This window comes from Longispora urticae (genome assembly GCF_053902585.1).
The window spans coordinates 18,728-32,183 of the sequence record NZ_JAQZSH010000019.1; the positions used below are offsets into that span (position 1 = coordinate 18,728).

The window sequence follows — 13,456 nt, forward strand, 5'->3', positions numbered from 1 at the left end:
GTCACTCCCCGGCCGGCGCCGCCTCCGCCGCCCGTTCCCGCCGGGCCTCCCGACCCCGGACATAAATGATTTTGATCGCGGCGGCCAGCGGGATCGCCATCAGCGCCCCGACCAGCCCCAGGATCTGCCCGCCGACCAGCGCCGCGAGCAGCACCCCGATCGCCGGCATGTCCACGGCGTTGCGCATCACCCTCGGCGCGATCAGGTAGTTCTCCAGCTGCTGGTAGACCACGAAGAAGATCACCACCCCGATCGCCTGGGGCCACAGCGGCACCGAGGCCAGCGCGACCAGGACGCAGATCGCCGCGCCCAGGGTCGCCCCGATCATCGGGATCAGGTCGGTGAACGCGACCAGGAACGCCAGGGGCAGGGCGAACGGCACCCGGAGGATCTCCAGCGCGGCGAACGCGGCCACCCCGGCGATCAGCGAGATGACGATGTTGCCGATCATGTACGACCCGATCTTGTCGATCAGGACGTTGACGCCGTGGCTGACCCGTTCGCGCCGGCTCTCCGGGACGGCCCCGACCAGCAGGTCGAGGAGGCGCGGGAGGTCGAGCATGAAGTACAGCGACAGGACGAAGATCAGCAGGAACGAGGCGAGGGCGCCGAAGAACCGGCGGCCGAAGCCGAGCGCCTGGGTGCCCAGGGTGGCCGGCAGGTCGCGGAGCCAGGCGTCGAGCTTGTCCCGGAAGTGGAACTGGTCCTCCAGGCCGCGGAGCCGCTCGGACTGCCGGCGCAGCTGGTCGAGGTAGTGCGGCGCGTCGTCGGCGAGGGTCTGGGCCTGCTGGACCAGGGGCGGGACGACGGCGAGCAGGAAGCCGGCGACGAAGACGACGGCCGACAGGATGACGATGGTGACGGCCCAGGGGCGGCGGATCCGGTGCCGGACGAGCCAGCGCACGGCCGGGTCGAGGCTGATGGCGACGAACATCGCGATGAAGACCTGGACGAGGAGGTCGCGGACGCCGTAGACGGCCCAGCCGACGAGGAACAGGGCGCCCGCCCCGGCGGCGGCAGCGGCGCCCCAGCGGAACACTGTCCTGAGGTCCGGGCCAGGTCGGGGCATGTGCCCATTGTCGCCCGGATGCCGCATTCAGGCGACAGAATCGGCACGCGCGGCCCACGTAGGATTCGGGGGTGAAGATGTTCGCCATCAGTGACGTGCACGTGCGCTATCCGGAGAACCGCGAGGTCGTGGCGGGGCTGCGCCCGGAGTCCGAGGAGGACTGGCTGCTCGTGGCCGGCGACATCGGCGAGGCGATGGCCGACGTCGAGGGGACCCTGCGGTTCTTCGCGTCCCGGTTCGGCACGGTGGTGTGGACCCCGGGCAACCACGAGCTGTGGACGCACCCGAAGGACCCGCAGGCGCTGCGCGGCGAGGCGCGTTACCGGCACCTGGTGGAGCTGTGCCGGGGGCTGGGCATCCACACCCCGGAAGACCCGTTTCCGGTGTACGAGGGCGAGGGCGGCCCGGTCACCGTGGCTCCCCTGTTCCTGCTGTACGACTACTCGTTCATGCCCGAGGGGGCCAGCACGCCGGCCGAGGGGCTGGAGATCGCGTACAACGCGGGGATCGTGGCCACCGACGAGGCGCTGTTGCACCCCGATCCCTATCCGGACCGGGCGGCGTGGTGCGCGGCGCGGGTGGAGTACACGGAGAAGCGGCTCGTGGATCTCGACGGGGCGCGCACGGTGCTGGTCAACCACTTCCCGTTGACCCGGGAGGCGACCCGCACGCTGCGGTACCAGGAGTTCGCCCAGTGGTGCGGCACGACCCGCTCGGCGGACTGGCACCTGCGGTTCAACGCGGAGGTCGTGGTCTACGGGCACCTGCACATCCCGCGCACCACGGTGGAGGACGGGGTGCGGTTCGAGGAGGTGTCGATCGGGTATCCGCGCGAGCGGCAGTACCGGCGTGGGGTGCCTCTGGGGTTGCGGCAGATCCTGCCGGCGTAGCGGGGCGGTCACGCGCGGCTGGTGACCAACGGTCGGCGGATCGGGCACCCTCAGCGGGAGGCTGCCGACGCACGCGCCGCTTGTCGGGCAGCGGCGCCCATTGCCGTCGGCTACCCCCGCAGCCGGGTCACGAACCCGATCCGGTCGCCCCGGAACAGCGAGCGCACCTGTTCCACCGGCGCCCCGGCCGCGTCGTGGGACACCCGGTGCACGAGCAGCATCGGCAGCGCCGGGTTCGCGCCCAGCAGCAGCGCCTCGCGCGGGCTGGCCAGCACCGTCTCGATCTGCTCCTCCGCCTCGGCGAGCTCGACGCCGAACTCCTCGCGCATGCACCGGTACAGCGAGGCGCCCGGGGCCAGCACCTCCAGCAGGGTCGGGAACCGGTCGGCGGACAGGTGGGTGCTCTCCAGGCCGATCGGTTCCCCGTCGGCGAGCAGCACCCGCTCCAGGTGCAGCACCTCGGCGTCCGCCGGCAGGCCGAGCACCCCCGCGAGCACCGGGCCGGCCGGGACCCGCTCGGCCGTGACGATCCGCCGGCTGGGCTCGCGGCCCATCGTGCGCACCGCCTCCGTGTAGGACACCAGGCCCAGGGGCTGGATGAGTTTCGGGGCGGCGACGAAGGTGCCGCGGCCCTGCTGGGAGCTGAGCCGGCCCTCCAGGATCAGTTCGGAGATGGCCTGGCGCAGGGTGGCGCGGGAGACGGCGTACTCGGCGGCGAGTTCGCGTTCGGCGGGCAGCGGCGCGCCCTCCCCCAGTTCGGCGAGCCGGCTGACCAGGCGGGCCTTCACGGTGAAGTACTTGGGCACGCGTCCGTGCTCGGGGACGCCCTCGCGGACCGGCCTGCTCGCCAACATGTAGCCCAGAGTAACCATGCCCGGGTCCGTTTCCGGGTCCGGCGGGGCTCGGCCCCGGGCCGGCACCTGATGTTCATCTGGCGCTCCACCCGGACTCACCGGGCTGTTTCGGACCAAGGAGAACGTCTATATTACTGGTCTGGACCAATTATCGGAGGTACCCGTGCATCCCCGAAACGTCCTGGCGCTCGCCGCCACCCTCGCCCTCGGCACGGCCGTCGTCGCGACCCCCGCGCACGCCGCCGCGCCCACCCCCCACGTCCTGCACATCGGCATCGACGGACTGCTCGCCACCCGGGTCGACGCCGCCAACGCCCCGAACCTCAAGAAGCTGCGCGCCGAGGGCACCGACGGCCGCAGCCTGCTGTACGCCAACCCGATGGCGGCCACCTCCTCCGGCCCCGGCTGGTCGACGATGCTGACCGGCGTGTGGCCCGACAAGCACCTGGTCAAGGACAACTCGTTCAGCGGGAACAAGCTGAACCAGTACCCGGACTGGCTGTCGCGCGCCGAGTCGGCCAACCCCGCCCTCAACACATGGGCCGCCATGGACTGGAAGGCCATCGGCGACAACATCATCGGCAACGGCCTGGACACCAAGCTCGTCTACAACGGCGACGCCGACGGGTACGTGGGCCACGACGCGACCATCGCCACGAAGGCCGAGACGCACCTGCGCGACGACGCCGCCGACGCCACGTTCGCCTACTTCGGCCAGGTCGACATCGTCGGGCACAACTCGGGGGCGTCCAGCCAGGCCTACCTCACCGAGATCGCCCGGATCGACGGGTACGTGGGCCGGCTGCTCGCCGCCGTCGCCGCCCGCCCGAACCGCGCGAACGAGAAGTGGCTCGTCCTGGTCGGCACCGACCACGGGCACACCCCGGGCGGCGGGCACGGCGGCAGCACCCTCGACGAGCGCACCACGTTCGTGCTCGCCTGGGGTGACGGCGTCGGCGTCGCCAAGCCGAAGACCACCCGCCTCGTGGACCTGTCCGCGACCGCGCTGACCCACCTCGGGGTGGCGGTCCCCGCGGTGCTCGACGGCCGCCCGGTCACCGTGGTCGACGCCGACCCGTTCGAGTCCGTGACCCTGAAGCCGGCGGTGATGGAGTCGATCCCGGCGTCGATCCTGGGCTGGAACTCCGTCCTGCCGACCGGCTGGAGCCGCGACACCTCCGCCCTGCCCGCCGGCGGGGTCACCGAGTGGGCCGGCTGGTCGCTGACCACCGACGCGTTCTGGACCTCCGCGCAGCGCGACCAGGGCCGGGAGACGTTCGTCCGCGGCCGGGGCACCATCGCGGTCGCCGACTCCGACGAGTGGGCCGACACCACCGCGTCCACCGGCAAGACCTACGACTCGACCCTGTGGACCCCGTCGAAGGCGGTCGCCGGGTCGACGGTGAAGGTCAACCTCACGCACTGGTACCGCCAGGAGGGCAACCAGCGCGGCTACGTCGTCGTGAAGTGGAACGGCGGCGCGACCCAGACCGTGAAGACGTACTCCGCCGACTCGGTCAACGGACTCGACAGCCTGACGCTGACCGCGCCGGCCGGGGCGACCAGCGTGCAGGTCGGTTTCCGGCTGGTCGGCGTCAACAACTGGTACTGGGCCGTCGACGACGTGCGGGTCAGCTAGACCTTGCGGTGGGCCGGGCGCACGTGCGCCCGGGCCACTGAGCTGGAACAACAGCTCTCGTCATCTCTCGTCGTCCTGCGTTGTCCCCCGGTGGCATGTGCAACATTCGTGGACCAAGAACCTGTGTTCCAGGCGCCCCGAAGGCGCCATTCCACGCCCCCGATGCCTACGTTCGAGACGTCTCCGCAGTACTTTTTCATCACTCTATGTAGGCAAGGCGGCCGGCAGATCCGATTAGTAAAAGATATTCCGTACTTCAGGAATGGCCCTAGAGCTGGGCACGCGATCGGGTCGAAGTATTAGAGCCCATTGAGGATCACGACATCCCCTGCGCCTCAAGCTGCCTGGTCCCGCTCCCGCCTCGCGCACGACAAGGCACTCTTTCTGACTCGCACTCTGCGGCGCACCCGCCGGCACGGCCACCTGCGTCTGTTCTACTCATTGTTCGTTGAGCATGTAGCACTCAGCGCGTTGAGCCTCCGACTCTCGTGAGAGTATTCCACGCCTATCGACTGACCTCGTAGTGAAGCCGCCTGGGCTCCACGAAATGGACCTCAAGGCAAAGGACAAGACGAGTAAGGGCGCCCCAGGCTCATCCATGATCTGAGCCACGCCACCTAAAGCTTCCCAGCAAGCTGTTCCACCTACTGGTTCCCACCTGGTCCAATATGGAACTTCGGCGCGTCGACCGGCAGTCGGGGCAGTTGCTGGCGACGATCAGAAATTGGCCAACGACCCGCGCTCCTCGTCACCGCATGCGCCGACTGGGGCGTGGATGTGCCCACGAGAGGGCAATGCACCTCGGCAACCAACGTCGTAAGCATGTTCAGGACGAAGACAGACAGCGGCCCTCAGACAGCCCGAACCCCCGACCGAATGTCGGGGGCCGTGTTGGGATCGGCTCATATGGTAGGCGATGCGCACAGCCACCGACACAGGGGCCAACGGCCCTGCGCCCCTCGGACGACCTATCGTCGGTGTCATTGAGAACGAAGCGGTGCGGAAGTATCTGGACACCGGCCGTCGCGCTACAGCTCATCACCAGCGACGCTGAGGCCCACGAGTGGAGGCAGGCCCAGCGCTACCGTCGGGGACGGATCGCCGCGGACAGTTCAGCCTCTCCGATTGAGAGGATTTGCCATATCTTGGCTAGATATGAACAGCATATTTCGTTGTGCACAGGTGAGACAATCGATCCGTGGCCACAACGGACGGCCGAACGTACACGCTGAAGGAGTTCAGCGACTTCGTTCGCCGGTTCAACCAGGAGGAACTCCTGGCCGCGCTGGCCCGGCGAGCACGGCTCCTCCCCCAGCGGCTCGACGACTCGGCGGCATCGCAGTTGTTCGCGGCGACCCCGCCCTGGGCGCTGGCCGCAGTGGCCCGGGCCGTGATCGTGCACGGCAACCCTCACCGACGTGCCGTGCCCACCGACCGACACGTACGGACGGCCTGTCACATGCACAACAACCTGGTCGAGGACGAGCTCGACCACCCGGAGCTCAGCTCGCCGTTCGCGATACTCACCAGGACCCTTTTCGAGCAGTTCCCCTACCAGAGCTCGATCTTCGAGGAGCTCACCCGTTCCATCGCGTTGTTCGACGACTACGCCGGAGACAAGCCCCTCAGGGTGTTGACGAAGCAGTCGCTCGCCGGACTTCTAGGCGCGCCCATGGTGACGGCGGCGTGTATCGCGATCATGCTCGCCACCTCCGCCGACCGCAACGGCGGCTACTTCGACCCCGCGTGGCTCGACCAGCGTAATTTCGACGAGGTGCTGGCGCTCATGTCCCGGCAGGAGATCCTGGCCGTGATCGACTCCGCTTTCGCTTCGACCATCGCTGAGTTCCGCGCCGCGGACGCCCACGCCCGCGACAAGTCTCCGCTTGTCGACCTGGACCGCTACGCCTTCAACCCGCTGACGTCTAGGCCACTGGTAAGGCTGTCCGACGGGCGTCTCATCGGCCCGCCCCCCAACTCATTCCCCGCCGGCTGGCACCGCTGGAGCTGTATTACCTGGGCCTGGGCCGATGGGGTTCGGCGTTCGCCTCTGACCTCGGCCTCGTTTTCGAAGACTACATCCGCCGCCAGTTCACTACCCTTCCCGACGCGGTCGTCCACCCGGAGATCAACTACCGGCAAGGAGGACGGCGCCTGGATAGCATCGACTGCTTCGTCGTGTTCGACGACCTGGTCGTGCTCGTCGAGGCGAAAGCGACCCGCTCCCGCCTTCAGGCGCGCGCCGCCGACCCGTCCGCCGCAGGCATTTACGCTGCCACGCTGGGCCACGCGTTCGGACAACTCGGCATCACCCTCGACTTGCTCAACACCGGTGCCGAGGAGTTCTCCCACATCCCGACCGACCGGCCGATCATCGGCATGGTCGCCACCCTCGACCCGTGGTACACGGCCAACAGCTTCGGCCGTACCGTACTGCCGCAGCCGCCGCTGCCCACCATCGTCGCGTCCGCGCGCGACATCGAACAACTCGTAGCGATCGGCCAGCGCCGCGCCCTGTCCACCATCCTCACCGACCTCGCAGGCGACGGTGGCCAGCACCGGACGCGCGAGATGATGACGACACTCAACGCCCTGTGGCGGCCAGCGGATCGCAATCCCCTCCTCAGCGAGGCATGGAGCCGACTACCGGTGAGCCGGCCAGCCACTGCCTGACGGCTATTCCGCAGCCAACGATGAAGGTTGGCGACGCGGTGTATGCCGCCGACGCCCCGTGCCCCAAGAGTCTGTGGGGGCGGATCCGGCGATGTTAGCGCCGTTCGGCGTCGGTGAGGTCGACAACGACCAGCTCGAAGGGACCCTGCGCGGCGAGGGTGACTTCCCGGATCGAGCCAACGGCCGGGCCTGGACAATCCTGAACGCGCTGAACCTCGACGACGCTGTCCACATCGATGGCACCGACCGCTGACAGCACGCCGTCGCCACACAAGGCAGAGACGCCCTGTAGCTTTCCGGCCGAGCTGCGCGAGCGCATTTGACCCTGGAGTAAATGCGCTCGCGGTCGGTGTCCACCTTTGGGGTGGCTGTCACCTGGTAGGACGGAGTCCTTTGGGCCAGGGTCCAAGGCGCAGAGTTGCCCCTTTGTAGGTGAGTGTGTGGTCGGGTCCGGCACCTTCCGCTTGGGTGCCGGGCAGGCCGTGGTGCGGATCGGTGAGGGAGTCGACGATGTCGGCCGGGAACGGGTGGTCGTCCCAGGTGAGTTCCCAGCTGTCTTCTGCACCCCAGAGTTGTCGGGTGGGGCCGCTGGCGTGGTGTTCACGGGGTGGCGTGCGGTTGAGCGGGTCGTCAAACCAGGTTCCCAGGGCCCAGGTGCCGTTCGGGTCGGTGCAGCTGATGCGGGTGAACAGGGCTCCGAGTAGTTGGCTGGCCGCGTCGGTCGGTGTGGGGGTGGCTGCGAGTTCGGTCTTCTCGGCCTGGGTAAGCCCGGTGCTGGTGGTGAGCCAGTTGCGGGTGTTCCAGGTTCCGACGCGGTGGAGGTGGGTGGTCTCGGTGCGGCTGGTGATGGTGAGGCGTCCGCCGGTGGGGAGATGCAGGAGTCGGAACGTGCCGCCGTTGGGGCGGGTGTCGATGCGCATGCCGGGAATGCCGCCGCCGGTGTCGGTGCCGATGAAGTAGCCGGTGAGGTTGTCGGGGGCGTTGGTGAACAGCACGAGTTCGTCGAAGCGTGGCGAGACGACGATGTCGTAGGCGGTGATGGTGTGGACGCCGCTCCACCCGGGTGGGGCGGCGATGATGCCGGCGTTGAAGGTGTAGAGGGCGAGCACGAATCGGAGGTCTCTTTGGGCCGGGCTGCAGTCGTCTAGGCCCGAGCTGTTCTCAGGGCAACTGGTGATGCCCGCGACGGCCGAGCGCAGTTCCTCGCCGGTGCAGGCGGCGCGCTGGCGTGACTCGGAGATGGCGTTCCAGGCAGTCCATCCTCCGTGTGGATCGCGCTGCGACTCGTTGAGCCGTTCGTCGGCGTCTGCGTCGGGAAGGTCGGCGCGTCGTAGGTCGAGTCTCCAAGGTTGGTCTCCGGGTGTGGATGTGTGCTGGTCGAGGATGGTTCGGCCGTCGGTTGCCTCTGCGGCGTCCAGGCCGAACAGGGGGTGGTTGAGCTGGGTTTGGAGTCGTTCTGCGACTGCGGGTCCGGGGGCTTCGATGGACAGACGATCAATGAAGGTCCACGCGCGTAGGTACAGCGCTTCTGTGGCTAGGAGGCCGTAGCGGCGCAGGACAGCGCTGGCGAGCGCGGCAGGTCCGGGGAAGCGCCGACGTCGGGCCTTGATGGCATCACGCTCGGGCCGGGTCAGCCGCTGACTGTTGTGCCAGTGCCAGGTGATGGGGTCGTCGGGGTCGAGTTCCACGGATTGTTCGGCGAAGATCACGGCGGCTTTCCATGCCTCGGTGTCGACTCCGGCGAGAATGACACGAGCGGTCGGACGTTCTCCGAGGAGGAACAGTTCGCCGTGGTTGCGGTGCTGACGGTAGCGCAGGCCGGGGATTCCGGACAGTCCTTCGCCGTTGGTGCGTGGCAGCGTTTCGGCGGCGAGGGGTCCGACGGCGTGGGGGTGCAGGCGTAGTCGCAGGACGTCGGGCTGGGGATCGACTCCCTGCAGCAGGTGTGCTGGACGCAGCAAGCTCCTCGGGGGGCGTTCGTGCAGGTGGTTGACCGCGTCTGACATCGCCAGAAGGATGCGTGCTTCCAGGGCTTGTTGAGCAGGATCGGTTGCTTCGGGGAGCAGTCGCTGGCGCAGGTCCGGCGGGATGCGGATGGCGACGGGCTTTCGGCCTGCTGCGCGGAGTGCGTCCACGATGAGGTCTCGGTCGGAGCGGCTCAGGTCGGTGGTGGCCCGCATCATCGCGGTGATCGCCTGGGTGTTGTTCTGTCCGGTGAACTCGCACAGGATGTCGGCGAGCTCTTCCCGGAGGCTACGGCGTGCCATGAGTCCTCGTGTCCGCCGCCCCGGCAGGCAGCTACAAGGACGCGTGTACAGACAGCGTCGCAGGGTGTCCTAAATGGTGGCAGGGAGTTGCCCAACTCCGCGGCCGATCCGCTGGTTCGCCGGGGGAACCAGCCAGCCTCACACCTGCCGTACGTGCCGGAAGTAACTTAGCATAAGGGAAATGCATCACATAAGCGCCCAGGTCAGGCTTTCTGCTTGATGGTAGTCGCGCGACCGCTGGTCTCCGCCCAGCTCGGCCCCGGCAGGCGGGACGCCGCAGGATTTCGCGGACAGCCAGACGGCTGAGAACCGGCTTGACCGACATGTCGAGCCCGGCCGCGACCAGCCGCAGGCGTTCGACGGTGAACCGCCCGGACCCGAACAGCCCACACCGCCGTACGAGCGCGCTACGCAGAGTTCACGAACAACCCTCGCACTCCAGCCGACCGCCGAGATTCAAGGGCCGCGTCACGCCGGCGCAGGCATCCTAGGTGGCTAGCTCAAGGCAGAAAGCCCATCGTTCTCGTCAATCGTCCGGAGCAGCTCGCTGTGGCTGGCGGCTTCACGGTGTCGACGGTGATTTGGGACGAAGTCCGAACCTGCGATCAGCGTCGAGGGCAACTGCTGGTGCTCTACGACCATGCAGAACCTTCGCTCCCAGGCAGACCGCTGGCCGGGGATGGGCTAGGTCCTGCGGGGCGGGTCGATTGGCCTTGGCGGGGCGAAGGTGTACCCGCCTCGCTCGTGCGGAAGGTAGGACTCTTCGGTGGTCAGGACGTACTTCTCGCCTGCGAGTGCGACCCGTTCTGCGCTGGTGATCTCGGGCCAGTCGGGGTGGCGCAGGATGGTGGTGTGGACAACTCGAAGTAGGTGGGGAGGAAGGACTCTTCGGCGAGGACGTCTACGAGTCCACATGGACAGCCGGTCTCAACCTAAGTTCGAGTTAGCGGCTAGGCCCAGGCCCGAAGGGCGGCAACGCCCTGCTCCGCAACCGGCCATCCGACGCTCCCATGCCGTCGAGACAGCCGCCCCACGATCGTGCCTCCGGCAGGGCGATGCAATCGATCATCGGAGTTCTCTCGGCGGAAGGAAGTCATAATCCCTGCCAGATTCCGGACAGACTCACTGGTCACGGGAAGGCCACACTGGGCGGATGATGATGACGGCGGTGCCGGGTTTGTGGGACCTGGGCGCGCCGCTCGGACCAGCCGACCATTTGGGTAGCTAGAAGGTAGGGAGCAGCGTTCCCAGCGCCGACTCACCCACAGCCCAACTCGGCCCCGGAAGAGACAATGACATCCCACTCTGACCCGTCAGCAACGACATCACCGGACCGTCCGGAAGCCTGGTCAAGGAGCCTGGCCGCCACGGGCAGGTCACGCAGACTCACCATCAGCGACATCAAACAGATCGAACAGGCCGCCCGCGAGCACATCCCTGACTCAACCGTTGAGTACACGCACATCAGACACGTTGATCGACGGCAAAACAAACTGACAATCTTCGGAGCGAAGGAATACATCACACTCCGAGCGCCGACGATCGACCAGATCATCGTCCACACAGGCGGCCAACGACACCTCGTCAACCTACGAATGACATGCAAGGCAGCAGATGAGGACGGCCCGACCTTTGAACTGTGGATAGGTACACGAACTGGCACCGGATCTGCCCGCATGCACATTGAGAGCTCCTGGCCGTCGCAGGACAAGTCACTGCTGGCCCAGCGGGTGTGGGAGCTTCTGGAAAGGCGAAACCGGTTCCGGAAGTTCTACGTGGCTACGATGTGGTTTCTGGCCGTATACTTCCTCGCGATTGCCGCACAAACGCTCGTTCCATACGTGATGGATCGCTACCGCGCACCCAACGTTGACCACAGCGAACTCACGAACATGGTCATGGCATGCGCCATCTTAGGTGTGTTCCCCGTGCTCTGGTTGTATGCCTGGTGGTGGTCAGCCATGCTCTCCGTGGTCGTCGTGTTGCCCGGGCGGTACGCGACGGTGGCACGCAGACTACTGAGCCGGATTCCCATCCCTGGACGTTGGAAGAGGGCTGCCGCCGCGGATCCGCAAGCAGAAATCGCCTTAGCTGGGTTCGTCCTCGCGGCCCTCGCTACGATAATCACATTGGCCGCCTGGCTGTTTCCATTGAACTGAAGGTCAGCGATCAACCACGGCCGGTCTGCCAGCAGATCACGTCCAGCACCCGCAACGGCGACACCTCCAGCGGGAGCCCCGCCGCGCTCCGCAGCCGCAGTAGGCGGCGATGTAGAGCCCGGTCGTCCTCGCGCAGCGCGACTCGAAGAGGTTCCCACTGCCTGCGGCCGGTGCCAGTGACGGCGGCGACGACCGGGTCCCAGATTGGACGCAGCCGGGGCCGTTTGCGGGCCATCAGCTTGGTCGCCGTCGTCACGCCCACCCCGTCCAAATCCAGGAGCGCGGCCCGCAACCGCCACCCCGCCCAGTCTGCAGGGCCACGGAGCGGCCTCATCGGCCAAGTCACGATCTGCGCCCAGCTCCATCAAGAGGGCGGTGAACTCGGCCGCCTGGTCCCAGAGCAGAATCCGGGCGGTGCCGGCCGGAACCCGCACGGACAAGAACCCGATCGCGACCAGGTCATCGGCGGTGAACCGATTCGCGTCGGCGGCACGCGTGCCCGCGGAGTCCCACGTGTCAAACAGTGCACCCATCACGCCGCCCGACCCGGGCGGTCGACCGTAGTAGTAGCTCAGCAGATCCAGGGCCGCACGATCTTGGGCATTCTCGAGCGCTGCGGGCAGGCGGAACGTCACCCAGCTACTGTGCCCGCCCCGTTCGCCCGCGTCCAGGCGCGGGCCCCCACTCAAGTAGCCCAGGCAGTTCGCCGGCCGGCGTTCGACGATGGTCGCCGACAACTGACCAGGCGGTTCCGCGGCTAGTCTCGGAGTACTCCTCGCGACGGCATCGGATTCGCGGCCTGCTCTGCCGTGCGTTGACTCTTGCACGGGCGCAGGTCAGCGACCTGGTGCCGGCAGCGGGCGGACGGGGCCCAGCTGGGGGATCCGAGGAAACACTTTCGGCCAATGCGTGTGGCACAGATCGGCATGGAACATGGTTCCTCCGAGTACATCGCGAGTCACGGCGTCGTCTCGGGCGTGCTCGACCGTGCGTGGCCATGGGAAGTTCCGGCTAAACACGTTGGTGAGCAATACTGGCGGCGGGACAATCGGGGTGCCGGGACGGGGCAGGACCACGGCAGCTGACTCGCTGCGGACGATGACGCAGGGGTAGGGGCCGCCCACTTCCATCAGGACCGATCCCAGTTCCGTGTCGACCGACCCCACCTTGCAGGTGTAGGAGTTCTCTGCGGAGGGCTGTCGGCCGGCCCGGATGGCGTGACGGATGGGATCGACTTCGGAGGCTCGAGCGTAGCGGTACCCCAGCACCGCGAATGCCAGCAGGTAGGCGGCTTTGAGATCCGCCAGCACGAACGGCAGTTCATCCACCACGATGCTGAGGCCAGTCACCTCATCGGTGAACGAGCGCAGGCCGCCGTGCACCGCGCAGTCGTTTTCCAGCTCGTCGACTTCGTCCATTCTTAGCAAGGCCGCAGCTTCGCGCTCGAAGCCGAAGCCAGCTTCGGAATTGCAGGCCATACAGACCATGACGACGGAGCAGGCAGGGCCGAGTCGGGACTGTCCGCCTTGCGGCGGGGCGTGGTCGCGGCTGAACTGGTTGAACGGCTTGAACTCAAGGCAGACGGGACAGAGCAACTGGTCCCGCAGCGGCGGGTTCAGCGGCACCTTGCGGCAGGCGTCGTCGCTGCCCTCCTCAAGAGCCAGACCATGTTCCAGGGCCTGGCTCTGCCACACGGTCAGCCGGCCGGCCTGAGATCGCCCAAACGGTTTCACTCCGGGATCGTACTGCGCAAACTCACCCCTACGAGCGGTCCGAGACGCTGGGAGCATCGCGTATTAAATCGGGCGGACAATATCGGCGCACTATTTGATGATCGTGTTCTGGTCTGGGGCCCACCGCCATCGGGCGACGCTGGTCCACAGCACTGGCTGCCGGAGCAGGGGC

The 13,456-nt window shown here is 67.4% G+C and carries 10 protein-coding genes and 1 pseudogene; 5 read left to right on the forward strand and 6 right to left on the reverse strand.

The window, feature by feature from the left end; translation table 11 throughout:
• Position 1: 1 nt before the first annotated feature.
• A complete protein-coding gene (locus PT931_RS09525; RefSeq protein WP_456245338.1) occupies positions 2–1,069 on the reverse strand; it encodes an AI-2E family transporter in 1,068 nt (355 codons plus the stop codon).
• Between the two features lie 77 nt (positions 1,070–1,146).
• On the opposite strand from PT931_RS09525, the gene PT931_RS09530 reads away from it, so the two are divergent.
• The gene (locus tag PT931_RS09530) at positions 1,147–1,959 is read left to right on the forward strand and encodes a metallophosphoesterase family protein (RefSeq protein WP_456245463.1); all 813 of its coding nucleotides are present in this window, start codon (positions 1,147–1,149) and stop codon (positions 1,957–1,959) included.
• Positions 1,960–2,069: 110 nt separating this feature from the next.
• On the opposite strand, the gene PT931_RS09535 is transcribed toward PT931_RS09530, so the two are convergent.
• Positions 2,070–2,813, reverse strand: a complete 744-nt coding sequence (locus PT931_RS09535) for a GntR family transcriptional regulator (protein WP_456245339.1) — start codon at positions 2,811–2,813, stop codon at positions 2,070–2,072.
• A gap of 163 nt (positions 2,814–2,976) precedes the next feature.
• Between PT931_RS09535 and PT931_RS09540 the strand changes: the two genes are divergently transcribed.
• The 3 genes from PT931_RS09540 (at position 2,977) to PT931_RS09550 (ending at position 7,378) form a co-directional block, all read left to right on the forward strand.
• On the forward strand, positions 2,977–4,452 hold the full coding sequence (locus PT931_RS09540; RefSeq protein ID WP_456245340.1) for an alkaline phosphatase family protein: 1,476 nt from the start codon (positions 2,977–2,979) through the stop codon (positions 4,450–4,452).
• Positions 4,453–6,630: 2,178 nt separating this feature from the next.
• Positions 6,631–7,125: a hypothetical protein gene (locus PT931_RS09545; RefSeq protein WP_456245341.1), complete on the forward strand. Its 495-nt coding sequence runs from the start codon at positions 6,631–6,633 to the stop codon at positions 7,123–7,125.
• Positions 7,126–7,216: 91 nt separating this feature from the next.
• Positions 7,217–7,378, forward strand: coding sequence for a hypothetical protein (locus PT931_RS09550; protein ID WP_456245342.1), 162 nt, complete (start codon positions 7,217–7,219; stop codon positions 7,376–7,378).
• 118 nt (positions 7,379–7,496) lie between these two features.
• Here the strand turns inward: PT931_RS09550 and PT931_RS09555 are convergent, their stop codons facing one another.
• On the reverse strand, positions 7,497–9,392 hold the full coding sequence (locus PT931_RS09555) for a hypothetical protein (protein WP_456245343.1): 1,896 nt from the start codon (positions 9,390–9,392) through the stop codon (positions 7,497–7,499).
• Between the two features lie 1,292 nt (positions 9,393–10,684).
• Between PT931_RS09555 and PT931_RS09560 the strand changes: the two genes are divergently transcribed.
• Positions 10,685–11,551 carry a CopD family protein gene (locus PT931_RS09560; protein ID WP_456245344.1) on the forward strand — a complete coding sequence of 289 codons (867 nt, stop codon included), beginning with the start codon at positions 10,685–10,687 and terminating at the stop codon, positions 11,549–11,551.
• Between the two features lie 10 nt (positions 11,552–11,561).
• On the opposite strand, the gene PT931_RS09565 is transcribed toward PT931_RS09560, so the two are convergent.
• The 3 genes and pseudogenes from PT931_RS09565 to PT931_RS09575 all read right to left on the reverse strand — a co-directional run bounded on the left by PT931_RS09565 (position 11,562) and on the right by PT931_RS09575 (position 13,284).
• A complete protein-coding gene (locus PT931_RS09565) occupies positions 11,562–11,885 on the reverse strand; it encodes a DUF6308 family protein (protein WP_456245345.1) in 324 nt (107 codons plus the stop codon).
• A 4-nt stretch (positions 11,886–11,889) separates the two neighbouring features.
• A pseudogene (locus PT931_RS09570) lies at positions 11,890–12,378 on the reverse strand (DUF6308 family protein); the annotation flags it as partial.
• 9 nt (positions 12,379–12,387) lie between these two features.
• On the reverse strand, positions 12,388–13,284 hold the full coding sequence (locus PT931_RS09575) for a hypothetical protein (RefSeq protein ID WP_456245346.1): 897 nt from the start codon (positions 13,282–13,284) through the stop codon (positions 12,388–12,390).
• Positions 13,285–13,456 lie beyond the last annotated feature (172 nt).